Genomic DNA, 22,769 nt, shown 5'->3' with positions numbered 1-22,769 from the left:
ATTCCGTATTTTTGCATCTTAAAATTTCTTAGTAAACAATGATAAAAATTACACTTCCAGACAATAGTGTCAAAGAATTCGAGGGAGCAGTGACTCCTCTAGATGTGGCAAAATCTATAAGCGAGGGATTGGCTAGAAACACCATTTCCGCAATTGTTAATGACAAACAAGTAGAAACGACCACACCTATAACCACGGATTCTACGGTACAGCTTTTGACCTGGAATGATGATCTTGGAAAGAAGGCTTTCTGGCACTCTTCTGCCCACCTTCTGGCGCAGGCAATCCTTGAGTTTTATCCTGATGCTAAGTTGACCATCGGTCCTGCAATTGAAAGCGGATTCTACTATGATGTAGATTTCGGGGATGAAAGCTTATCTGAAAAAGATTTTGAAAAGATTGAGAAAAAGATCTTGGAAAATGCAAAGAAAGGTTCTACCTTCTCTTTGTATCCGGTTTCTAAAGAAGAAGCTTTAAAAACGTATGCAGACAATCCTTACAAAGTGGAATTAATCTCTAATCTTAATGATGGGGAAATCACTTTTGTAACACACGATAACTTCACAGATTTATGTCGTGGCGGTCACATTCCAAATACAGGAATCGTAAAAGCGGTTAAAATATTAAATGCTGCAGGAGCTTATTGGAGAGGTAATGAAAAGAACCCTCAACTGACAAGAGTATACGGTATTTCTTTCCCTAAACAGAAAGACCTTACTGAATATCTTGAAAGACTGGAGGAAGCTAAAAGAAGAGACCACAGAAAACTAGGTAAAGAACTTGGAATTTTCGCATTTTCTGAAAAAGTAGGTGCCGGTTTACCACTTTGGCTGCCAAAAGGTACTGCTTTAAGAAGAAAACTGGAAAATTTCCTTTCTGATGCCCAGAAAAAAGGAGGTTACGAATTTGTAATGTCTCCACACATCGGGGCAAAAGAATTATATGTAACTTCAGGACACTGGGATAAATATGGAGAAGACAGCTTCCAGCCGATTAAAACTCCGAATGAAGGAGAAGAATTCCTGCTAAAGCCAATGAACTGTCCTCACCACTGTGAAATTTACAAAACTTCACAATGGAGCTACAGAGATTTACCTAAGAGATATGCAGAATTCGGTACGGTTTACAGATATGAGCAAAGTGGAGAGCTTCACGGATTAACGAGAGTTCGTGGATTTACTCAGGATGATGCTCACCTTTTCTGTACTCCGGATCAGCTTTCTGAAGAATTTGAAAAAGTAATTGATTTGACGCTTTATGTATTCAAATCTTTAGGTTTTGAAGATTTTGTAACTCAGGTTTCATTAAGAGATCCTGAAAACAAGCAAAAGTACATCGGTTCTGATGAGAACTGGGAGAAAGCAGAAAGTGCAATCATCAATGCAGCTCAAAAGAAAGGTTTAAAAACAGTAATAGAATACGGAGAAGCTGCATTCTACGGTCCTAAGCTTGACTTCATGGTGAAAGATGCTTTAGGAAGAAAATGGCAGCTTGGAACCATCCAGGTGGATTATAACCTTCCGGAAAGATTCGATCTTCATTATATCGGAAATGATAATGAAAAGCACAGACCCGTGATGATCCACAGAGCACCATTCGGTTCTATGGAGCGTTTTATTGCTATTTTGCTGGAGAATACAGCAGGTGATTTCCCACTATGGCTAAGTCCGGATCAATTTATTATTCTACCGATCAGTGAAAAATATGTAGATTATTCAAAAAAAGTTTCACAATTTTTGGAAAATCACGATATTAGCGGTCAGATTGATGACAGAAATGAGAAGACCGGTAAAAAGATCCGTGATGCTGAATTGAATAAAATTCCTTTTATGCTTGTCGTAGGAGAAAATGAAGAAAAAGAAGGCACGATCTCTGTAAGAAGACGCGGTGAAGGAGATCTTGGAGTGATGAAGATGGAAGATTTTGTAGCTTACTTCAAAAAAGAAGCAGCAATATAAATTAAAGATTGAAGGATTCAAAGATTAAAAAAATTAACGGAATCTTTAAATATTTGAATCAATTAAATTAAGTAATTAACCAATAAAATTATAATACAATAGCACAAAGATTTAACAACAGGGGCCCACAAAGACGTCCGGTACAAGAGGACTTACACTTGATCAACGATAAAATTCGTGTGAGAGAGCTTCGTTTGGTGGGCGATAACGTAGAGCCAGGAATTTATCCAATTGACAAAGCAAGACAGATTGCTGCGGAACAGGAATTGGATTTAGTAGTAATTTCTGACAAGGCAGAACCTTTTATTGCAAGAGTATTGGAATATAAGAAATTCTTATACGAGCAAAAGAAAAAACAGAAGGAACTTAAAGCTAAGCAGGTAAAAGTGGTTGTAAAAGAGATCCGTTTCGGGCCTCAGACTGATGATCACGATTATGAATTCAAAAAGAAGCATGCTGAAAAATTTCTTGAAGAAGGTTCTAAATTAAAAACCTACGTATTTTTTAAAGGACGTTCGATTATCTTTAAAGACCAGGGAGAAATCTTGCTTTTAAAACTTGCTCAGGAATTAGAGCACGTGGGAAAAGTAGACCAGCTTCCTAAACTTGAAGGAAAAAGGATGATTATGATGATGAGTCCTAAAAAACCGGCAAAATAATTAAGTCATTATTTTACATATAAACCTCAAAGCAATTTGAGGTTTTTTATTGCCCGGATTTCAGAAAAAGCTTAAGATTGTTGATCCGGACTACCCTATCGCCCGGATCAATAATCCAACTTTTATAAAATTTTATACAATCTTACTATCCTTCAAAATCACCGCAATCGTGCTCTGTAAAAAGAGGTAAAGCTTTTTGCGTGGTAAAATATCTGGATATCCTTTTGTTTTTTAATTCCGGTTTTTTGCCTTCTATCACGAGTTCGTAAACGGGCGCTTTATCTATTTGGGTTAAAATAAAGGTTCTTTCCGGTGTCTTCAAGATGGTTTTATTTCCTTCATTAGAGTATGAAAAATCATCAGTTTCGAAAGTGTCTTTTTCATCACAGATATTGGTCCATCTGATCTGCTTTTTTGTTATAGAAAGGCTTGCCAAGTCACATGAATAACAGTTTCCGGAGAATTCTATCCCATATTTATCATGCACATTAGTGCTTTTACTATTCAACACATCAATAGGAACCAACGTTGAAAAATCACTTGGCATTTCTGCTGTTTCAGGATCACTCTTCACGGGTTCCGGTGCAGATGCTGCAACTTCTTTTGGGGTATCCGGAGAGGTATTTGTTCCTGATTTTTTGTCTGCAGAGGGTGAGCAGGATGCTAATAAAGCAGTCATCACTGAAAGGCTGATTATTAAGTTTTTCATTTTACTAAGTAAATTATAATATTGGGGTTATCGTTTTGTAAAATTCTCCAAAATCCATCGTTCAATATATCCCTGTTTTCAGCCATTTATTCCCTGTATCAGGGAGTTTTGTTGGCTGCTGGCCTTAATACTGATACATTTGCTCAAAAATATAAAAAATGAAAGTATTCAACCATTTCTTCATATCATCTATGATTGTTCTTACAGGATGCAAACAGGAGAATAAAAAATCAGAAACTAACAAAGCACAAACTGAGGTTAAGCAGAAAACAATAACCCTTGCTGATTTCAAAAAAATAAAAGGAGTGGATAATATTCAGGAGGTACCGTTTCAATTATTTACAAAGCTTGATTCTGTACTGTTTTTTGTAACACCTGGTAAAGATGCCGCCCATTTAAAAATACCTTACAATAAACTTGATAATTATTATGGATTTGAAGAGTTTAAGGACTTCTATTCTATTCACTACAGCATTAATAATGACATTTCAAATAGTATTGAAGCTTTTGTTCTGAAGTCGGAATTTACACCAGCATATGAACTTACTTTAAAGGGGGTTGATCTTTATGAGATCAGAAGCAGTACCTTTAAGGAATCGAGTGATTTTAAGAATAAATCTTTCAAAAAATTTGGGAGTATTGATGAGATATCAGAACATGAATTTAATACAAGCTCAAAAAAGCAAATGGGTGAAAAGCTGGTAAAGAATCCCAGTATACAACTACAGGCAGATAACTGGGTATACAAAGAAAATGGCAGAGAAGAAGTGATTACACAACATGAAAGTGTCTCTACGGAGACCGGACCGCTAGCCAATGAATATGTAGGAAGGTCATCTTACTTAAATCTGGAAGTATTCAAAGAAAATTCTGATGAAGTTGTAGATTCCTATTATTCTTTTTTCAGTGTAAAAAATGCAGTGATGTTTGAGCTGAGTACCGAAGGCTACCCACAAATCCTTCCTTCTAAAGGCTTGGTTGCCTTTGTTTCATCCAATAATGATGTGGGGAGTAATTTTGTCATTTCAAAATACTTTCCTCAAACCAAAAAACAGGACAATCTTTTATATGTGAATTTCACCAACTTCAAAATAGCAGATGATAAAAAAGCATTCTGGACAGATAATGACACCTTCTACGCAGAAGTTTACCCTATTAATTCTTCTTCATCCAATGGTAAAAAGCAGAAAACAGCTTATATAAAAATCCAGTTGAAAGCTAATTTATTTTAGAGAATACAATTAAAAACCCCTGAAATCAGCCAGTGTGTAAGGGAATAAAGTCCAATATCTTTGCTGCAATTATTTAAAGAGATACAATGAAAAAATTAAGTTTGACCCTTCTTTTTTGTTTGCTAAGTTTTATGGCTTTCTCACAATCGTTAAAAGTTGTTATTAAACAGGACGGAAAAGTAATTGAACCTGTAAATGATGTTTATGAACTGAAAAAATCTCCTTTTTTGTTTGAAATTACATCTGCCAATCTGGAAGGATTTCTAGTGGGTGCTACAACAAATAAAGACATCTACGCAGGAGCTTTGGGCGTCTTGAACACCGAAATTCCCTGGTTTCAGAATACAGGTATGGCTGAAGAACTCTATAACAAGGATAAAGAAATGTTTCTGAAGGATTCAGCACCTTCATACTGGTATTATACAGATGAAAAAGATCACAGATTTGATAAAAATCCTAAAGGCAATGCAAAGCAATGGACTGCTACCCGTACTATTACAAGGTTTTATGATATCATGGCAGATCAGCCCATCAATGTAAAAGATTTTGACGGCAGCGTTTTTATACTGATGTACCATCCCGTTTATAATGATGAATATGATTTAGTAGACAAAAAAAACCTGTTTCAGGCTGCGTTGAAATTCAAGAATTAACCATACACAACCAAATTATTTGATTATATAAGAAAAAGGCTGCTTACATGATGTGAGCAGCCTTTTTCCGGATGACAATTTTATTCGATAATCAAGCCGTATTCTATGGCTAATTTTATAGCTGAACTCAGGTTAGATGTCTGAAATTTTTCAATAAGATTTTTTCTGTGGCTTTCTACCGTGTGCGGACTTATAAAAAGTTTTTCTGCCATTTGATTGGTGGTAAGCCCCTTCGCTGCTTCACCCAGAATTTCCTTTTCTCTTCGGGTTAATTTTGGAACCCGGCTAAGTCCGTCTGTTGATTTTTTATCCAGAACAGCCTTGGTTTGAGAGCATAAAAACCTGTTACCGGCATATACGGTGGTGATTCCTTCCAGGATTTCGGAAACTGAAGCATTTTTTTGAATGTATCCCAAAGCACCTTCTGCCAGAGTGCTGTTGATGACGGGCATTTCATTGTGAACGCTCAGGATAATAATCTGAAGGTTGCTGTACTTTTTCTTTAATGGTTTGATGAGTTCAATGCTGTTGGTTTCTGCCAGATTAATGTCCAGAAGCAAAATGTCAACCTCTTGTTTTGCAAGACCTGCATTCATTTCTGAGACGTTTTTGAAACATTCTACCACATCTATTGTTTCACTATGTCCTAAAATATTCTTAAGTCCTTCCAATAGAAGCGGATGATCATCCGTTATGGCTACTTTTATCATGTTTAATGAATAGGGATTTGAAGTTCTATACTCGTACCAATATTTAATTCGGAGTTAATATTCATGGTTCCTTTTAAAAACTGGACTCTAAGTTCAATGTTATGAAAACCTGCTGTTTTTCTAACGTCTAAGCCTGTATGATCAAAGCCTTTACCGTTATCCTCTACAGTAAGGTTTAACAGGTTTTCTCCTTCACTTATCTGAATAATAATTTCTGAAGTATCAGCATGTTTTATAGCATTATTAACCAATTCCTGAATAATCCTATAAATAATCAATTGTTTTTCTTTCGATATGGAATTGCTGTAATTGATAAACTCTGTATGGATTTCCAGGGTATGATTGGAAATTCGGGAAGCAAACTCCTGAATAGCCACCTCCAGACCGTATTTTGTTAATAAATCAGGCATTAAGTTATGCGCCACCCGTCTCAGCTCTTCTACAGCACCATCTATTTGTTCAATTGATTTTGAAATTCCTTCTTCTATATTTTCGGATTGATGAGGATTTAAATAAGACAGTTGATGTTTCGTTCCGGAAAGCAAGCCTCCCAATCCGTCATGGAGATCACGGGCAAGACGGCCACGCTCCTGCTCCTGCCCCTCAAGCAATGCGGTAAGGGTAGAAATTTTCGAATTTTGTTTCTCCTGTTCCATTGCTAAAGCATGCAATTCGTCTCTTCGCTTAATAGACCTGGCACGTTGTTTATAGGTATACAACAATAAGAGGATCAAAACAATGAAGAATACAATAAAAAAGATATAGTATGTATTAATCTTTTCTTTAAATGCCAGCAGCTTTTTGTAGTTATGAATATCATTATTTTTCTGTTGAGTTTCCAGTTTTGCCAGACGAAGCTGCTGTTCTTTTTTTTCGGACTCAAGTTCTGAAAACTTTAGTCGCTCACGCTGGTTTTCTTCCACCAGTTTCAAGTTGTTGTAAACCTGTTCACGCTGTGCGCGCAAAATATTGATCAGTTTAATTTCCTGTGCTTTCTTGTCACTTTCAAGCTGTAGCTTGATGTATTTCTGTTCCTGCCGTTCTTTATCAAACTGAGATTCCAATCTTTTGGTAATATCCAGCTTTTCCTGATCATAAACTTTTTTGTACTCATCAAGATAATTTTTATAATAGGTCAGGGCTTCTTTATAATTTCCCTGCTCTTCGCTGATCCCTGATAAAGATTCAAGAATGGATAATTCTATATTATGATCTCTCACCGGGCTTTTTCCAATTTCCATGGAGGCTTTCAAAAAATAAGATTTGGCTGAATCATAATTTTTATCCTGCAATGCAAGCTCTGCCAAAATTCCGAATGAAGAAGCAATATGAATAGGATCACCAATTTCCAGACTCACTGTATTGGCTAAATTTGCATAGTGTATGGCCTTATCTCTGTCAAATCCGGTGTACAAATTCGCCAGATTGATGGCGGCATACGATAGGCTGCTCCTGTTGAGCATCACATTTTTATTTTTATTGAAAGTAGCAATAGCCTGTAAATAATATTGTTCAGCCTTATTTCTAAACTCCGTATCAGATGGAGTTTGGGTGTATTTTTGTTCATACACATAACCCATTCGCATATATGCATCAAAGGTAAGATTGGGATCATTTTGTTTGGATGCCAACAATAAGAACTGCTTGCTGTATTTTTCTTCCAGCTGGTATTCATTGAGGTTAGAATAGATAGCTGACAGCTCTTTCGCTGCGTTGCCAAACCTTCCATACAATGTGGAAGTGGTTGGTGAGTTTTCATAATATTTAATCGCTTTTAGATAAGCGGCAACAGCATCGGTCGTTTTATTATTACGTGCCAGGATCCAGCCTTTGGCATAGTAAAAGTAGCCTTTAGCTTCATTACTGTTTGTTTTTAAACTGTATCCTTTCGCCATATCAAGGCTTTTAAAGGATTCATGTATTTTATTATCCAGTCGATAATTCATAGCCTGTACGGCATATAAAATAACAGCATACTTACCATCGCTCTGTTTTGCAGCGATGGAAATATTGGTATTTAAAATCTGATACGATTTAGGTTTATGGTTATGGAAAAATAAAGCAGTGGCATACTTGGAAGCCAGATTCAGCTGTTCTGCTGTATTGTTTGAAGCATGGCCATATTCTTTTTCTAATCTGTTCAAAACATCCTGTGCCTGAGCAAAAAAAGGACAAACCAACAAAGCAAACATAAATAATAACCTGTACATCAAACCCTTATCTTTATTAAGTTGTATTATAGTAAAGAACGTAAATATAGGTAAATACCTGCTAACCTGTTTCGAAACCATGCTTTTCGGCAAAAGCTCTCCATTTCAGGTATTTCTTTTCATTTTTAAATACCGGATCTTCACCATAGTAATACATCAAACGTTGAGTTGCATATTCATAGGTACTGTAAGTATTGGCCTGCTCAAAATAGTTAATGGCTTTCTTCAGATCCGTTTTTACTCCCATACCGTGCTCGTAGATAATGCCGTAATAAATCCCGGAATAAGACTGATCATAGTCTTTTTTTAAGTACACCAAAAGGTTTTTATAATCTCTTAACTGATAATAAATTTCTGAGATTTTATCGTAATTGTAGGCGTATTTTTTCTCCGCTTTCTGATAAAAATCCAAAGCTTTATTGTAATCCTGCCTCACATGTTGTCCAAAATAATACAGATCACCCAGGTTGACAAGAGCCATTTCGTCACCAAGCTCAGCACTCTTTTCATAAGCCTCAATTGCTTTTTTGATATTAAAAGAATAGCCTATTCCGTTCTGATATAAAGCCCCGATATTGTTCCAGGCTACAGCATGGTTTCGTTGTGCAGCTTTTTCGTAACAGATAATTCCTTTTTGTGGATCAAACAATGATTCTATTTCAGGATCGGTAAGCAGTAATCCTATTTCTACCAGACTATCCATGTCACCTTTTTGAGCAGATAACTCAAACAGACGAAGTGCTTCGTGGTAATTCTGATTTTCTTTTGCGTCAAAAGCCATTTTTTTAACTGCTCCAACCTCCATGAATTGTTCTGCGTTCTTACCTGTCTGGCTTTTCCAACGGTTATAAAAGGAAATAAAGTATTCCAAATCTTTTCCCCGGAATGAATACCGGTCCAGATAAACGGTACCATATTCGGAAACCTCTACCCTATGATTTTTTTTGTCTTCATGGATTCTAAACATGCTTTCACCCTGATACAAAAACAACAAACCTTCTTCTGTCCTGTAATTCAAAGGATTGGAAATATAATCATACAATTGGGCTGACAGACCATTCTCAAAATCGAACAATTGATACCCTTCATTTTTTTGAACCGATAAAAATCCATTTTCCAGATAGTGAATCTTCCTGACTTCTGGTTGCGGAGCGATTAACCAGCTCTCATTATCTGCATCAAAAAGTCCTGATCCTGTGTTGGTTTCCATGATAAAGACATTGTTGTTATATCCTTTATTTGATTCTGCTCTTACTTTACTAATAGATTCATTTTCCAGCAGGAAACGATGTTTTAAAGCATGATAAATCTTCCAGATTTTGTCTTTACGAACAGCAAGAGTTTCAAAATTCTCGATTAAAATCAGTTGATCTGCTTCGTCTATGATAAGGTGGCCTTTTTCATCTATTAATCTGCCTTTTTTATCGAATTTGTTCGGTTTAACCCAGAAACAGGTACTTGCTTTTGAGATACTGCCTTCTATAAATTCTCCCAGATAGTTTCCTTCTTTCGTATAATATTTTCGTTTGACGGTACCTTTTTGCTTGGTGAAAAATAGTTCAGAGAAATAATCATACTCATAAGGAGTTTCACTTTCAACAGGAATAATCAGTTCGTTTTCGACACTGAACACTCCGAACTTTCCATCTTTTTCTACCCCAAAGAATCCATAGGCTGTTCTTTCGAGAGCATCATATTCCGCAGGAACCAGCAAGGTGTTTGAATAGATTTTTAGAATCCCTGATTTCCCATTTACTTTTACCTCACCTAAAGGTTCCTGCTCAAAATCGAATACATCAAAAGCATCTTTATATACCGGAGAAACTAATTCTTTTCCATCACTTTGCAGGTAACCGAACAAAGAACCTTTTTGAATTACCGATATATTGTAATGATCATCTGCTTCAAAAATATCGTCATAAAGCGCTGGAGTTAAAATAGCCCCTTTTGCATCTTTAAGACCGAATTTTCCATTTTTTTCAAATACAGTAGATTCCGCTTTTTTACAGGCAAGTTCTTCAAAATATCCCAATCCGTAATTAATCCAGTCGGTTTGTAAAATTTCAAGAAATGAGGAATATCCGGTCTGCAATAACAGGGAATCCAGCAGCGAAAGATTCTGAGCTTTCACAGCCTTTTTATACAGCTTGCTTTTCTGCTGAATTTCTACCAGCCATTCCTTTGCCTGTACTTTGTGTTTTTCTTCGTTCATATTGAAAACGTCTGTTGCATTCAATACAAAGGTGTCGTAAGGTAAAGCTTCCAGAAACCCGAACATTTTATTTACAGGTTCGTAATAAGCTTTCTTGTAATGCAGCTGATAGGTATCTGCCAGCATATTGAAAAAATAACGCAGCTGGACAATTCCCTGATTTTTATCTGAGAAAAATTCAACGCCTTCCATTTTGATGTCTTCTGCCAAAAGAGGATAAAGCAATAAGGGAATTTCATAGTTCCACTCACCCAGATAGGTATCGAATGTCTGATTTGTTTTTTGATCGTAATTGTATAAATAAATCCGGTGTGCCATTCGTCAAATTTTATCATATTGGAATGCATTACAGCATTTTCCGTTACCTAAGGTTACTTTCAGATTAAATGTAAAATTCTAAAGATACGCAGTAATATTACTTTTACAGCTTCTTCCCCACTCCATTTTATTTGGCTAGTGTTTTTACCCATAGTTTTTTAGTGTTTATTCGAAATAAGGATTTATCGTTAAATCGGGTGTGAAAAAGAAAGCTATAAAAGTTATAAATGAAAGATTTTAATCGTTTTATCTTTAGTGAATTTTGAGTCAAAGATAAAAATAGACCTGGTACAAAAACATCCCTGATAACAGGGGTTTTCAGGTACCTCTCTTTTTTAGGATATACAGCATCATATGTTCTTTCAAGGCATATAGACTTCAGCCTGTTCAAACAGGATCATGTAACAATAGAATGCGGTTAAGACTACTCCGACAAGACCCGAAATAATAAATGTAAGAAGATAATACGTACCATTCTTATCCTTTTTTTGTAGAAAATTGATAATAGAAGTAATCAATGTACACAAAAATCCTGCTCCCAAAAATATAATTAAGACAGCAAGGAATAAGGTTCTTTCAAGGTGTAAATCTGCAGATGAAAGCATAATGATTTAAATTTATAGGTTGAAATAAATTCGGAAGTCTGGCAGCTGAAGAAATCGTCAGGCATAACTGAATTGTATCTATTACATTAATCTTCAATAGTAGAGAGAATCTGAAAATACAGCAATCCCGATTATCAGCTATATTTGACAACATACAGAATTTTTTCAAAGACCATTTAAAACTTATTTTGATCTTTTTTATGTGAGTTCTTCATAATATAAAGATTTCCAGCATATTTTAGTTTTAAAAACAGTATCTATATATTATTATTGTTTATAAATTTTTAATGAATTATTATCTTAGATCAAGATATTGTGATTATTTTCTGTCTACATTTGTGATTATAAAAAATCAAATACACTTTTATTAATTATTAAAAAAAAGAAACAATGAGCACACTTACATTAAAAGACGGAACAGAAATTTATTACAAAGACTGGGGAAAAGGACAGCCGGTTTTCTTTCATCACGGATGGCCATTATCCAGTGATGACTGGGATGCACAAATGTTCTTCTTCTTAGAACAGGGATACAGAGTAATTGCTCATGACAGAAGAGGGCATGGAAGGTCTGAACAGACTCCTTACGGACATGATATGGATACATATGCTTCTGACGTAGCAGAAATTGTAGAGGCTTTAGACTTAAAAGATGTGATCCATGTAGGACATTCTACAGGAGGTGGTGAAGTTATCCGATATGTAGCGAAACATGGTAACGGAAGAGTTGCAAAAGCTGTTCTTGTAAGCGCAGTAACTCCTATTATGGTTCAGAATGAAAATAATCCTAACGGAGTTCCAATTTCTGTTTTTGATGATATCCGAAACAATACGGCAAAACACAGACAACAATTCTTCATTGATATTACTTTCCCTTTCTACGGATACAACAGAGAAGGAGCCAAAGTTTCTGAAGGAATTCAGAGAAACTGGTGGAGACAGGGAATGAGCGGTTCTATTAAAGCACATTATGATTGTGTAAAAGCATTTTCTGAGACCGATTTTACAGAAGACCTTAAGAGCGTAGAAGTACCGGTATTGGTAATGCATGGTGAAGATGATCAGATTGTCCCTTTTGAAACCACAGGTAAAGTAGCTGCTACTCTTCTTAAAAACGGAAAATTGATTTCCTATCCCGGATTCCCTCACGGAATGCCAACAACAGAAGCAGAAACAATCAACAGAGATCTTCTGGAGTTTTTCAAATCCTAAATTTACAGATATCAGATCAATTCTATTAAAAAATCACTGATAAAAGGCAGGCCTGTTTGTATGCAGGTTTGCCTTTTTTTTTTTAGTGTTATTATTACCCCTGTTCATGCTAATTAAAAAAACTTTCATGTATCACTTTTTTTCCGTACTTTTGCAAACTATTATTCCTAATGTCCTTAGGGGTATCTCAAACAGATATTGATAACAAAAACAATAAAAAAGCAAAACAATGCCAAAATTAAAAACGAAATCAGGTGCTAAAAAGCGTTTTGCTCTTACTGGTTCTGGTAAGATCAAAAGAAAAAATGCTTACAAAAGCCACATCTTAACGAAGAAAGAAACTAAGCAGAAGAGAAATCTTACTACTACTTCTTACGTAGCTAAAGTGGATGAGAAAAGCGTTCAACGTCAATTAGCAATTAAGTAGTTTTTATAAATCTATATTCGGTTTATAAGAATTCAAAACAAATTCAACAATTTAACCCTGGAACGGTGCCAATAAGAGCAATATCATTTGCCGCCCTTTTCAAAAAAACAATTTAAATTATGCCAAGATCAGTAAATGCCGTAGCTTCAAGAGCTCGCAGAAAGAAAATTTTTAAGCACGCTAAAGGTTATTTCGGAAGAAGAAAGAACGTTTGGACTGTAGCTAAAAACGCGGTAGAAAAAGCAATGCAATATGCTTACCGTGGTAGAAAAGAGAAAAAGAGAAATTTCAGAGCACTTTGGATCACTCGTATCAACGCGGGAACCAGAGAGCACGGAATGTCTTACTCTCAATTTATGGGAGCTCTTAAAAAGAACAACATCGAACTTAACAGAAAAGTTTTAGCAGATTTAGCAATGAATCATCCTGAAGCTTTCAAAGCTGTTGTAGATCAAGTAAAATAATGTAGAATAGATTTTGTTATCAATATAAGTCCCGGGGTTTCCCGGGATTTTTTCGTTATATACTTCTCATCTTTATTATTTTTCAAATCCTGGTGTAATTGATATTAACAGCAAACCTTATTAGACAGAACTGATAAAACATGAATTTATCATTAAATACCATCCATAATAAAGAAAAAATTACCTATATTTTATTCATTTAGCGAATTTTAATCTAAAAAAGTAATAAATTTAACAAAAATACATATTATTATTGATAAATAAATCAAATAAGCACTATTCCAGTTGAAAATTAGCAATAAATAATGATTTATTGCTATATTAGCAATCTCTAAAGAAAGTATCAAAAATGAAAAAAGTTGCCACTTTTTTGCTCACTTCCATTGCACTGCAAAATATAAGTGCGCAAAGTTTTATTCAGACTTACAAGGACAGAGCAGATATGGTTACTCAAACCAATATCAGTACAAACCTTCAGGAATTTGCAGGATTTGGGATTAAGAAAACAGGCACAGCAGCCAATAACAATGCTCTGGACTGGCTTAAAAACAAATATTTGTCCTACGGATATACCGTAAGTAACATGTCTGAAGATTCTTTTACTTACGGAAGCAGCACTTCAAAAAATTTAATTATTACCAAGACAGGAACTGTATATCCTAATAAATATGTTATTATCTGCGGGCATTATGATACAATTACAGGTCCCGGAGTAAGTGACAACGGCAGTGGAACCTCCATTATCCTGGAAGCAGCAAGAATATTGAAAAACGTTCCTACAGAATATTCTATCAAGTTTATTCATTTTTCCGGAGAAGAACAAGGTCTTGTGGGCAGCAACCATTATGTCAATAACGTCGCTTATCAGAATGGCAGTCAGGCTCTGGATATAAAACTGGTTTTAAATATTGATCAGGTTGGCGGACTCATTGGAAATAACAACAATACCATTACCTGTGAAAGAGATACCGGAGGCGTATCTTCCAATAATGCAGCTTCTACAGCTGTAACACAGGAACTGATGAACTGCACTAGCCTTTACTCTCCTCTTCAGACGAATCTTTCTTACGCTTACAGTTCTGATTATATGCCTTTTGAAGCAAAAGGATACACCATTACAGGTTACTACGAGTATCAGAAAAGTGAAAATGAACATACAGTAAATGATACTTTTGCCAATCTGGATCCTGTCTATGTTTTCAATGTAGGAAAAGCAGCTGTAGGAGCTTTACAGCATTTTGCTGTTGCATCCACAGCCAGTAACCTGCTAAATACCAACGAAGCATCTGTTCAAAAATCTGGTGAAACAATCAGGGTTTATCCTAATCCGGCTAAAGATCTTGTAACTGTGGAATTTCAGGAAAAAGTAAAACAATTTAAAGTTGAAGTCAATGACATGGCAGGCAATACTGTTTTAACGCTTGAAAATCAGGAGAAAATAAATACTTCAGGATTAACAAACGGGCTGTATACTTTTACTATTACAACCGATAAAGGAAGTATCACAAAAAAAATAATCATTAATAAATAATATCAGGTAGAATATTCTGAATCTGGTTTACATTCAGGAATATTCAGCATTACTCCCACAAAATGAAGAAAATTGCTACTTTTTTATTGGTTTCTATCGCTATTCAAAGTGTTGAAGCCCAAAGTTTTATTCAGGCTTATCAGGACAGAGCAGATATGGTAACTCAGACCAATATTACAACCTACCTTCAGGAATTTGCTAACTTAGGCGTAAAAACGACAGGCTCAACTGCTAACGCCAATGCACTGACATGGCTTAAAAACAAGTATCTTTCTTACGGATATACAGCCAGCCAGATAGCAGAAGACCCATTCACGGCAGGGAGTTATAATTCTAAAAACCTTGTGATTACTAAAACGGGTACAGTATATCCTAATAAATATGTCATTATCTGTGGACATTTCGACAGCATTAACGGCTTAGGAATTAATGACAATGGAAGCGGAACGTCTATTATTCTTGAAGCCGCAAGGATTCTGAAAGATGTCCCTACTGAATATTCTATAAAATTCATTCATTTTTCAGGGGAAGAGCAAGGACTTCTGGGAAGCAAACATTATGTCAACAATGTAGTCTATCAGAGCGGCATCCGTGTTCTGGATATTAAGCTTGTATTTAATCTGGATCAGGTAGGCGGTGTGATGGGAAATAATAACAACACGGTTTACTGTGATGAAGATCAGGGCGGTCTGTCAACAAATAATGCCGCTTCTGCTGCTGTTACCCAGGAACTTAGAAACTGCACAGCACTCTACTCTCCTCTTTTAACCGCTGTAGATCCGGCTGCCGATACGGATTATATTCCTTTTGAACAGAAAGGAGAAGTGATCACTGGTTTTTTTGAAAGAATCAGAAGTACCTATCCGCATACAGTGAATGATACTTTTGCCAATACAGATCCTGTTTACATTTACAAGATAGGAAAAGCATCTGTGGGAGCATTGCAGCATTTTGCTGTTGCTACCGGCACATTGGGAACACATGAAGCATCTGGAAAAAACACTTTAGAAAGTGTAAAAATCTATCCAAATCCAGCAAAAGATATTATCAATATTGAACTTCCGGACTCCGGGATTAAAAACTTCACTTTTGAAATTACAGACTTTCAGGGACGTTCTATTTTCAAGAGAAACAATGAAACAAAAATTAATGCTTCAGAGCTGGAAAACGGAGCTTATATCGGAATTTTAAATACTGGAGATCAAAAGGTTGTAAGAAAAGTTATGATTGAGAGATAATACGATTTAGAAAACCCTCTAATACATAAAACCTTTGAAAGAATTCAAAGGTTTTTATTTTTAACCAAATTGCAAGATTCACAAAAGTTTTACAAAACTAATATGACATTCATAATAAATATACTATTAATTTGAATCATTAAACACTTTATTGTGATTTATTTACTACATTCGTGTTACCAAAATAATATTATTTATATGAAAAAATTCACAACACTTTTATGCTCCGCATTGATGATGCAGAGCATTGCGGCTCAAACTTTTATTCAGGCTTACAAAGACAGAGCAGATATGGTTACCCAGACCAATATCACCAACAATCTTCAGGAATTCAGTAATTTAGGTGTAAAGACTACAGGCTCAGTAGCGAATACCAATACACTGAACTGGATCAAAAACAAGTATCTTTCTTACGGCTATACTGCCAGCCAGATAGAAGAAAGCCCTTTTACTTTTGGAAGTACCAGCTCCAAAAATTTAATTATTACCAAAACCGGAACACTGTATCCTAACAAGTATGTCATTATCTGCGGGCATTTTGATACCATTTATGGCCCGGGAGTAAATGATAACGGCAGTGGAACGTCTATTATCCTTGAAGCTGCAAGGATTCTGAGAAATGTTCCTACTGAATATTCTATAAAATTCATTCATTTTTCCGGTGAGGAACAAGGATTAAAAGGAAGCAGCCATTATGTAAACAATGTGGTATATCAGGGAGGTGTCCGCAAACTGGATATTAAACTGGTCTTCAATCTGGATCAGGTAGGCGGTGTAAAAGGAAAAAATAACACTACGGTATATTGTGATGAAGATCAGGGAGGTGTTTCCAGTAATAATGCCGCTTCTGCAGCAGTTACCCAACAGCTGAGAAATTGTACAGCACTCTACTCTCCTCTTCTGACTGCCGTAGATCCTGCTGCGGATACAGATTACATTCCTTTCGAACAGAAAGGTGAAGTGATCACTGGCTTTTTTGAAAGAATCAGAAGCACCTATCCTCACAGCTCTAAAGATACTTTCACTAATATGGATCCTGTTTATGTATACAAGATCGGAAAGGCAACTGTGGGAGCATTACAGCATTTTGCAGCAGCTTCTGCTACCATGAGCAAACCTGCCCCTAAAAATTTACTGGAAGCTGTAAAAATCTATCCTAACCCTGCTAATAATATCCTGAATATTGAATTACCTGATTCTAAGGAAACCAACTTCAGTTTTGAAATCAGCAATTCTATGGGAAGATCACTTTTGAAAGTAAATAATGAAAGGCAGATTAATGTTTCCGGTCTTCAGAACGGAGTCTATATTGGAGTTTTGAAAGTGGGCGAAGAGACACTTGTAAAGAATATTATGATCGAAAGATAAATAGCATTTCACACAGATAAAAAAACAGAGCAGAATTTCTTTTTTCTGCTCTGTTTTTATAAAGTAGATATTTTAAAGCTCTTCAACAATCTGTTCACTTGTTTTATCCTTTACACTAATAATTTTTGCCGGAATCAGTTTATTTGGCTGTAAATTCCCTGCTGGTCTTATCCATTCTTTCACCCCAAAAAGGAAATCCAGTTTTGTATTGGGAGTCTGAAATTTTATCAGTTCACCAAAATGATTGGGATGTCCTTTTTCAGGAATTTCACCTGCTACTTCTGCCAATTTATTATCCAAAACCATCACACTGAACATCATAGCACTGGAAAATGTATTTTTCCCAACAATAACATAAGTCTTCCCATTGAATCGTAACGGGTTATGATCTGCTGTTACAGAGCGGGAAGAGATCGGATAATAATCACCGTCTTTTATTTTGTTATATTCTGCAGATTCTTTATTGTTTGCCTTTAAATAATCAGCATACTCTTTACTTTTTTTAAATTTACCCTGATAAGTACGGTAAGTTTTATCTGAAAAATAATTGATAAGCAAGCTTCCCACCGCAGAATTTCCTCCGGAATTGTTGTGAACATCAATGACTAGCTTTTGGGCATTGTCTTTTTTGATCTGGCTGAAAATACTGTCAAATTTTGTTTTCCATTCTTCCAGAGTGAATGTATTTCTATCGTCAAAAGTATTTACTGTTACATAAGCATAATCCTTTATCTTTTTATAATCAATAGGTTTAAAATCTTCTTTTTTCTTAGGCTGAGACTTTGAAGCATTGGCTTTCAGCTGTTCCAGAGAAATACTTTTAACCACTGTTTGCAGTCCGCTTTTAAACTTCAGATTGTAGTCATCTGTGATAAAGTAACAGTATTTATTAATCACTATCCAAAACTTGTCAACAGCTATTGGGATTCGTTCTTCTATAGTTCCCGGAATAGTCTGGGCGCAGTTTTCCAAGACCTGATCAATTGGTATATTATTCAACGAGAGCACTTCGTCACCAATAGTAAGTTTGCGGTCTGAATAGTTTTCCGTAAGAAGCATTTTGCCATTTTCATATTTGAATTTCAACGGTAAAACTTTCATGTTTTTTCTAATGCTGTCAGTAACGCAAAAATCTGACATTGAACTATGTTCGTCGTTTAAAGTGACAATCAAAGGCTTTGCGAGGTAATAAAAATCCTTCTGTGTCATCCCATCTTTCAGAGAATTACGGATATCTGTATATTTTTTTTCAAATTCTGATTTTGAAATTTCTGTATAGGGATTAACGTGCGCATTGGTTATTTTTGTCCTAATAAAGTCTATATCCTCTTCCAGCTGCTGCTTGGTAAATTTCTGAGAATAAAGTACATTACAGTTTTTCTGAGCAAAAGCGACCTGAACCAACAATGCAGCTATGAGGGCTAATTTTAATTTCATAAGTATTCGTTTCTGGTGGGATTAGTATTTTGAAACCTGTCTTTGTTACATCTTTTTGCTAAGCTTTATTTCCAATCAGAACCATTTTATCTGTTATCATTGGTCCCTGTCTTTAAGAACTTCCTCAACTTCTTCCAGCGAAAACCCTTTGGCTTTCAATAAAATCAGGAAGTGATACAGCAGATCTGCGGCTTCATTTTTAAAAAGATCATCATTATTGTCTTTTGCTTCTATAACCAATTCTACGGCTTCCTCTCCTACTTTTTGAGCCATTTTATTGATTCCTCTCTGATAAAGTGAATACGTATAAGAACCTTCGGCTTTCGTATCTATTCTCTGTGATATCTTATCTTCCAGCTCATACATAAATCCTTGAGTATTCTTTTCTCCAAAACAGCTGAAACTCCCTGTGTGACAGACTACATTTTTCGGAACGGCTTTAATTAAAATGGTATCCTGATCACAATCTATGTCAATACTTTTTACCGTTAGAAAATTACCGGATTCTTCTCCTTTGGTCCACAGTCTGTTTTTGGAGCGGCTGAAAAAAGTAACAATTCCTTCTTTTTTTGTTTTTTCAAAAGCTTCTTCATTCATGTAGCCCAGCATCAGAACCTGCAGTGTTCTGTTGTCCTGAATGATTACCGGAACAAGCCCGTTATCTTTATTAAAATCTATATTCATCGTACTTCTATTTTCTGAGTTTTTAACTGTTGTTTTAAATCCTGAATGCCTATTTCATTAAAATGGAAAATGCTGGCTGCCAAACCTCCTGTAGCTTTTGTTTCATGAAATACTTTAACAAAGTCATCCACCTTACCAGCACCTCCGGAAGCAATCACAGGAATACTGATATTGTCTGAAACAAGCTTTGTAATGCGAAGGTCAAAGCCGTTTTTTGTGCCGTCACCATCCATTGAAGTCAATAGAATTTCGCCTGCTCCTAAACCCGCTGCTTCTTTTGCCCATTCCACAGTAAGAAGCTCCGTGGCTTCTCTTCCTCCTTTAATGTGGACAAGATCTTTATCTCCCACCTGTCTTGTATCAATGGCTACCACCACACACTGACTTCCGAATTCTTGGGCCAGATCAGAGATAAGACCCGGATTTTTTACGGCTGAAGAATTGATACTGATCTTGTCTGCACCTGCTTCTAAAAGCTTTCTTACATCTTCCACAGAAGAAATTCCACCTCCCACCGTAAAAGGAATACTTAGTTCTTTGGCAATCTCTTTTACAAGTTCCACAAAAGTCTTCCTGTTCTCAATAGTAGCTGTAATATCCAGGAAAACAAGCTCGTCTGCTCCTTCCTGCTCATATCTTTTGGCCAATTCTACGGGATCTCCTGCATTTTTAAGGTCTTCAAAATTGATTCCTTTCACCGTAGCTCCGTCTTTTATATCCAGACATGGAATAATTCTTTTCTTAAGCATTTTCAATAAATTTCTTAAGTTGTTGTAAGCTGATTTTTCCTTCGTAAATTGCTTTCCCGATAATCGTTCCGGTACATCCTATATCTTTCATTTTATAGACATCAGTGATGCCTGAAATACCACCGCTTGCCACCAGCTGAACAGAGGTCTTGTCTAAAATCTCAATATAAAGTTCTGTTGAAGGACCTTCCAGCATTCCGTCTTTTGCAATATCAGTACATATTGTGGACTGTATTCCTTTTTCCTGATACTGAAGGATAAAATCAATCACATCATTATCGCTTTCCTCCAGCCATCCGGATGTTTTAATCTTTCTGTTTTCACAGTCTGCCCCCAAAATGATCTTTTCTGATCCATATTTTTGGATCATTTCATAGCAGAATTCAGGATCCTGAACGGCTATACTTCCTAAAGTGATCTGTTGAGCACCGGAATTAAATGCTGTTTCAATATCCTGCTGAGTTTTTAAGCCTCCTCCAAAGTCGATATGCAGCGAAGTAGAACGGGCAATATTTTCCAGCACTTTCTGATTGACGATATGCTTTGATTTCGCTCCATCAAGATCCACCAGGTGAAGAAACTGAATGCCGAAACTTTCAAATTCTTTCGCCACTTCTACAGGGTCTTCATTGTATATTTTCTTTGTGTTGTAATCTCCTTTTGATAGACGGACACATTTCCCGTCGATAATATCAATAGCCGGAATAATTTTCATCATTATAAATTTATAAAGTTCTTAACGATCTGATTTCCTATCATTCCTGATTTTTCAGGGTGAAACTGTACTGCATAGAAATTGTCTTTCTGCAAAGAAGCACTGAATGGCAGGATGTAATCACAGACAGAAGTTGTACAATCTGAAAGCTCACAGTAATAGCTGTGAACAAAATATACATCACTGTTCTTTTCAATTCCTGAAAACAGTGGAGAAACCTGCTCTGAAAGCGTATTCCAGCCCATATGCGGAACAATATCCGTTGATGGAAATTTTCTGACATTGATATCAAAAATTCCCATTCCTTCAGTATCTCCTTCTTCATTTTCCTTGCACATCAGCTGCATTCCGAGGCATATTCCTAAAACAGGCTGCTTAAGGCCAGGAATCAAAAGATCAAGTTCTTTTTCCTTCAGCAGTTTCATAGTGGATGAAGCTTCTCCAACGCCCGGAAAGATCACTTTATCAGCTTTAAAAATCTGTTCAGGATCATCGGTGATCACAGAATCAACATTCAGCCTGTTGAGAGCATTCTGGACAGAGTTAACATTTCCTCCGTTGTATTTTATTATAGCGATCATATTTATAAACTTCCTTTTGTAGAAGGCAGACTGTAGTTACTATCCGATTGGTTGACTGCCATCTTAACAGCTTTTGCGAAGGCTTTAAAGATGGATTCAATTTTGTGGTGTTCGTTACCTCCTTCTGCTTTGATATTCAGATTGGATTTTGAAGCATCAGTAAAGGATTTAAAGAAGTGAAAAAACATTTCCGTAGGCACATCTCCTATCTTTTCTCTTTTAAATTCAGCATCCCAAACCAGCCATGACCTTCCCCCGAAATCAATAGCCACCTGAGAAAGACAGTCATCCATCGGAAGCAGGAAACCATACCTTTCAATGCCTTTTTTCTTTCCTAAAGCTTTTAAAATAGCTTCTCCCAGAACAATTCCCGTGTCTTCAATGGTGTGGTGCTCATCTACAGCAAGATCTCCGTTCACTTTAATCGTAAGATCCATATTTCCGTGTCTGGCAATCTGATCCAGCATGTGATCAAAAAAGTGAAGTCCGGTTGAAATATCTGATTTTCCGTTTCCATCCAGATTGACTTCAATTTCAATATCAGTCTCATTGGTTTTTCTGGATACTTTAGCCTTCCTCATTCCTGTTTTTAAGAACTGATAAATCTCTGACCATCGTGTTGCAGACAGCTCCGCCTCACTGTTTAAGTTTTCATTAAGATAAATAGCTTTAGACCCAAGGTTTTTAGCAAGTTGCACATCTGTACTTCGATCACCAATTACATAGGAATTTTCAAGGTCGTAATTTCCATAAATGTATTTCCCGAGCATTCCGACTCCTGGTTTTCTGGTAGGAAGATTTTCAGATTCAAAGCTTTTATCAATTAAAATATCACTAAAAATGATGCCTTCATTTTCAAAGGCTTTCAGCATTTTTTCCTGGGGTTTGATGAAATCTTCTTCAGGAAAACTCTCCGTTCCCAGGCCATCCTGATTGGTGACCATCACCAGTTCGTAATCCAGTTCATTGGCGATTTTTGCTAAGTTTTGAAAAACGCCCGGATAAAATTCAAGTTTTTCCAGAGAATCTACCTGAAAATCTGTTGGCGGTTCAATAATCAGTGTTCCGTCGCGGTCTATAAAGAGTACTTTTTTCAT

The 22,769-nt window shown here is 36.1% G+C and carries 21 protein-coding genes; 10 read left to right on the top strand and 11 right to left on the bottom strand.

The features are described 5' to 3' along the window. The first annotated feature begins 38 nt into the window (after positions 1–38). Both thrS and infC read left to right on the top strand, forming a co-directional pair. On the top strand, positions 39–1,958 hold the full coding sequence (gene thrS, locus C8D70_RS01115; RefSeq protein ID WP_076594806.1) for a threonine--tRNA ligase: 1,920 nt from the start codon (positions 39–41) through the stop codon (positions 1,956–1,958). Positions 1,959–2,116: 158 nt separating this feature from the next. Then, positions 2,117–2,617: a translation initiation factor IF-3 gene (gene infC, locus C8D70_RS01110; RefSeq protein ID WP_027372223.1), complete on the top strand. Its 501-nt coding sequence runs from the start codon at positions 2,117–2,119 to the stop codon at positions 2,615–2,617. Positions 2,618–2,762: 145 nt separating this feature from the next. Here the strand turns inward: infC and C8D70_RS01105 are convergent, their stop codons facing one another. Then, entirely contained in the window at positions 2,763–3,326 is a 564-nt protein-coding gene (locus C8D70_RS01105; protein WP_110366113.1) for a hypothetical protein, read from the bottom strand. 158 nt (positions 3,327–3,484) lie between these two features. Here C8D70_RS01105 and C8D70_RS01100 point away from each other — a divergent pair, with 158 nt between their 5' ends. Continuing rightward, positions 3,485–4,558: a resolvase gene (locus C8D70_RS01100; RefSeq protein WP_110366112.1), complete on the top strand. Its 1,074-nt coding sequence runs from the start codon at positions 3,485–3,487 to the stop codon at positions 4,556–4,558. Between the two features lie 86 nt (positions 4,559–4,644). Continuing rightward, the gene (locus C8D70_RS01095) at positions 4,645–5,211 is read left to right on the top strand and encodes a hypothetical protein (protein ID WP_110366111.1); all 567 of its coding nucleotides are present in this window, start codon (positions 4,645–4,647) and stop codon (positions 5,209–5,211) included. A gap of 80 nt (positions 5,212–5,291) precedes the next feature. Here the strand turns inward: C8D70_RS01095 and C8D70_RS01090 are convergent, their stop codons facing one another. From C8D70_RS01090 to C8D70_RS01075, 4 genes are all read right to left on the bottom strand, one after another. Beyond that, positions 5,292–5,921, bottom strand: coding sequence for a response regulator (locus tag C8D70_RS01090; RefSeq protein WP_110366110.1), 630 nt, complete (start codon positions 5,919–5,921; stop codon positions 5,292–5,294). A gap of 2 nt (positions 5,922–5,923) precedes the next feature. After that, positions 5,924–8,131, bottom strand: coding sequence for a histidine kinase (locus C8D70_RS01085; RefSeq protein ID WP_110366109.1), 2,208 nt, complete (start codon positions 8,129–8,131; stop codon positions 5,924–5,926). 61 nt (positions 8,132–8,192) lie between these two features. Further along, positions 8,193–10,661, bottom strand: coding sequence for a tetratricopeptide repeat protein (locus C8D70_RS01080; RefSeq protein ID WP_110366108.1), 2,469 nt, complete (start codon positions 10,659–10,661; stop codon positions 8,193–8,195). A 362-nt stretch (positions 10,662–11,023) separates the two neighbouring features. Continuing rightward, complete coding sequence (locus C8D70_RS01075; RefSeq protein WP_076594814.1) at positions 11,024–11,266, bottom strand: hypothetical protein; 243 nt, start codon at positions 11,264–11,266, stop codon at positions 11,024–11,026. A gap of 390 nt (positions 11,267–11,656) precedes the next feature. Between C8D70_RS01075 and C8D70_RS01070 the strand changes: the two genes are divergently transcribed. The 6 genes from C8D70_RS01070 (at position 11,657) to C8D70_RS01045 (ending at position 17,506) form a co-directional block, all read left to right on the top strand. Further along, positions 11,657–12,478, top strand: coding sequence for an alpha/beta fold hydrolase (locus tag C8D70_RS01070; protein ID WP_076594815.1), 822 nt, complete (start codon positions 11,657–11,659; stop codon positions 12,476–12,478). Between the two features lie 229 nt (positions 12,479–12,707). Then, complete coding sequence (gene rpmI, locus C8D70_RS01065; RefSeq protein WP_002979658.1) at positions 12,708–12,905, top strand: 50S ribosomal protein L35; 198 nt, start codon at positions 12,708–12,710, stop codon at positions 12,903–12,905. Between the two features lie 119 nt (positions 12,906–13,024). After that, the gene (gene rplT, locus C8D70_RS01060; RefSeq protein WP_002979659.1) at positions 13,025–13,369 is read left to right on the top strand and encodes a 50S ribosomal protein L20; all 345 of its coding nucleotides are present in this window, start codon (positions 13,025–13,027) and stop codon (positions 13,367–13,369) included. A gap of 349 nt (positions 13,370–13,718) precedes the next feature. Beyond that, positions 13,719–14,900 (top strand): M28 family peptidase, encoded by a 1,182-nt coding sequence (locus C8D70_RS01055; protein ID WP_110366107.1) that lies wholly within the window; start codon positions 13,719–13,721, stop codon positions 14,898–14,900. A gap of 62 nt (positions 14,901–14,962) precedes the next feature. Further along, positions 14,963–16,138, top strand: coding sequence for a M28 family peptidase (locus C8D70_RS01050; RefSeq protein WP_110366106.1), 1,176 nt, complete (start codon positions 14,963–14,965; stop codon positions 16,136–16,138). 198 nt (positions 16,139–16,336) lie between these two features. Next, positions 16,337–17,506, top strand: a complete 1,170-nt coding sequence (locus C8D70_RS01045) for a M28 family peptidase (RefSeq protein ID WP_110366105.1) — start codon at positions 16,337–16,339, stop codon at positions 17,504–17,506. A 72-nt stretch (positions 17,507–17,578) separates the two neighbouring features. Here the strand turns inward: C8D70_RS01045 and C8D70_RS01040 are convergent, their stop codons facing one another. From C8D70_RS01040 to hisB, 6 genes are all read right to left on the bottom strand, one after another. Beyond that, the gene (locus C8D70_RS01040; RefSeq protein WP_110366104.1) at positions 17,579–18,943 is read right to left on the bottom strand and encodes a S41 family peptidase; all 1,365 of its coding nucleotides are present in this window, start codon (positions 18,941–18,943) and stop codon (positions 17,579–17,581) included. 96 nt (positions 18,944–19,039) lie between these two features. After that, the gene (gene hisIE / locus C8D70_RS01035; protein ID WP_110366103.1) at positions 19,040–19,627 is read right to left on the bottom strand and encodes a bifunctional phosphoribosyl-AMP cyclohydrolase/phosphoribosyl-ATP diphosphatase HisIE; all 588 of its coding nucleotides are present in this window, start codon (positions 19,625–19,627) and stop codon (positions 19,040–19,042) included. Continuing rightward, positions 19,624–20,376 carry an imidazole glycerol phosphate synthase subunit HisF gene (hisF, locus tag C8D70_RS01030; RefSeq protein ID WP_076597308.1) on the bottom strand — a complete coding sequence of 251 codons (753 nt, stop codon included), beginning with the start codon at positions 20,374–20,376 and terminating at the stop codon, positions 19,624–19,626. Before hisF ends, hisIE begins: the two co-directional genes overlap by 4 nt. Beyond that, positions 20,369–21,091, bottom strand: a complete 723-nt coding sequence (gene hisA, locus C8D70_RS01025; protein WP_110366102.1) for a 1-(5-phosphoribosyl)-5-[(5-phosphoribosylamino)methylideneamino]imidazole-4-carboxamide isomerase — start codon at positions 21,089–21,091, stop codon at positions 20,369–20,371. The genes hisF and hisA overlap by 8 nt, the downstream gene beginning before the upstream one ends. Before the next feature lie 2 nt (positions 21,092–21,093). After that, entirely contained in the window at positions 21,094–21,672 is a 579-nt protein-coding gene (gene hisH / locus C8D70_RS01020; protein ID WP_110366101.1) for an imidazole glycerol phosphate synthase subunit HisH, read from the bottom strand. 2 nt (positions 21,673–21,674) lie between these two features. Continuing rightward, positions 21,675–22,769 carry a bifunctional histidinol-phosphatase/imidazoleglycerol-phosphate dehydratase HisB gene (gene hisB, locus C8D70_RS01015; protein ID WP_110366100.1) on the bottom strand — a complete coding sequence of 365 codons (1,095 nt, stop codon included), beginning with the start codon at positions 22,767–22,769 and terminating at the stop codon, positions 21,675–21,677.

Origin of the sequence: Chryseobacterium sp. CBTAP 102 (assembly GCF_003201365.1) — a bacterium.
GTDB lineage: Bacteria > Bacteroidota > Bacteroidia > Flavobacteriales > Weeksellaceae > Chryseobacterium > Chryseobacterium candidae.
Note: the sequence above shows the minus strand (reverse complement) of the source record. Positions and strands in the feature narration are given on the sequence as shown.

Coding starts and splice junctions, on each gene's coding strand:
- C8D70_RS01045 (WP_110366105.1), top strand. CDS start 16,337: ATGAAAAAATTCACAACACTTTTATGCTCCGCATTGATGATGCAGAGC.
- C8D70_RS01090 (WP_110366110.1), bottom strand. CDS start 5,921: ATGATAAAAGTAGCCATAACGGATGATCATCCGCTTCTATTGGAAGGA.
- hisH (WP_110366101.1), bottom strand. CDS start 21,672: ATGATCGCTATAATAAAATACAACGGAGGAAATGTTAACTCTGTCCAG.
- C8D70_RS01085 (WP_110366109.1), bottom strand. CDS start 8,131: ATGTACAGGTTATTATTTATGTTTGCTTTGTTGGTTTGTCCTTTTTTT.
- C8D70_RS01050 (WP_110366106.1), top strand. CDS start 14,963: ATGAAGAAAATTGCTACTTTTTTATTGGTTTCTATCGCTATTCAAAGT.
- thrS (WP_076594806.1), top strand. CDS start 39: ATGATAAAAATTACACTTCCAGACAATAGTGTCAAAGAATTCGAGGGA.
- rplT (WP_002979659.1), top strand. CDS start 13,025: ATGCCAAGATCAGTAAATGCCGTAGCTTCAAGAGCTCGCAGAAAGAAA.
- C8D70_RS01075 (WP_076594814.1), bottom strand. CDS start 11,266: ATGCTTTCATCTGCAGATTTACACCTTGAAAGAACCTTATTCCTTGCT.
- hisIE (WP_110366103.1), bottom strand. CDS start 19,627: ATGAATATAGATTTTAATAAAGATAACGGGCTTGTTCCGGTAATCATT.
- C8D70_RS01100 (WP_110366112.1), top strand. CDS start 3,485: ATGAAAGTATTCAACCATTTCTTCATATCATCTATGATTGTTCTTACA.
- C8D70_RS01095 (WP_110366111.1), top strand. CDS start 4,645: ATGAAAAAATTAAGTTTGACCCTTCTTTTTTGTTTGCTAAGTTTTATG.
- C8D70_RS01070 (WP_076594815.1), top strand. CDS start 11,657: ATGAGCACACTTACATTAAAAGACGGAACAGAAATTTATTACAAAGAC.
- hisB (WP_110366100.1), bottom strand. CDS start 22,769: ATGAAAAAAGTACTCTTTATAGACCGCGACGGAACACTGATTATTGAA.
- C8D70_RS01055 (WP_110366107.1), top strand. CDS start 13,719: ATGAAAAAAGTTGCCACTTTTTTGCTCACTTCCATTGCACTGCAAAAT.
- hisF (WP_076597308.1), bottom strand. CDS start 20,376: ATGCTTAAGAAAAGAATTATTCCATGTCTGGATATAAAAGACGGAGCT.
- hisA (WP_110366102.1), bottom strand. CDS start 21,091: ATGAAAATTATTCCGGCTATTGATATTATCGACGGGAAATGTGTCCGT.
- C8D70_RS01080 (WP_110366108.1), bottom strand. CDS start 10,661: ATGGCACACCGGATTTATTTATACAATTACGATCAAAAAACAAATCAG.
- C8D70_RS01105 (WP_110366113.1), bottom strand. CDS start 3,326: ATGAAAAACTTAATAATCAGCCTTTCAGTGATGACTGCTTTATTAGCA.
- C8D70_RS01040 (WP_110366104.1), bottom strand. CDS start 18,943: ATGAAATTAAAATTAGCCCTCATAGCTGCATTGTTGGTTCAGGTCGCT.
- rpmI (WP_002979658.1), top strand. CDS start 12,708: ATGCCAAAATTAAAAACGAAATCAGGTGCTAAAAAGCGTTTTGCTCTT.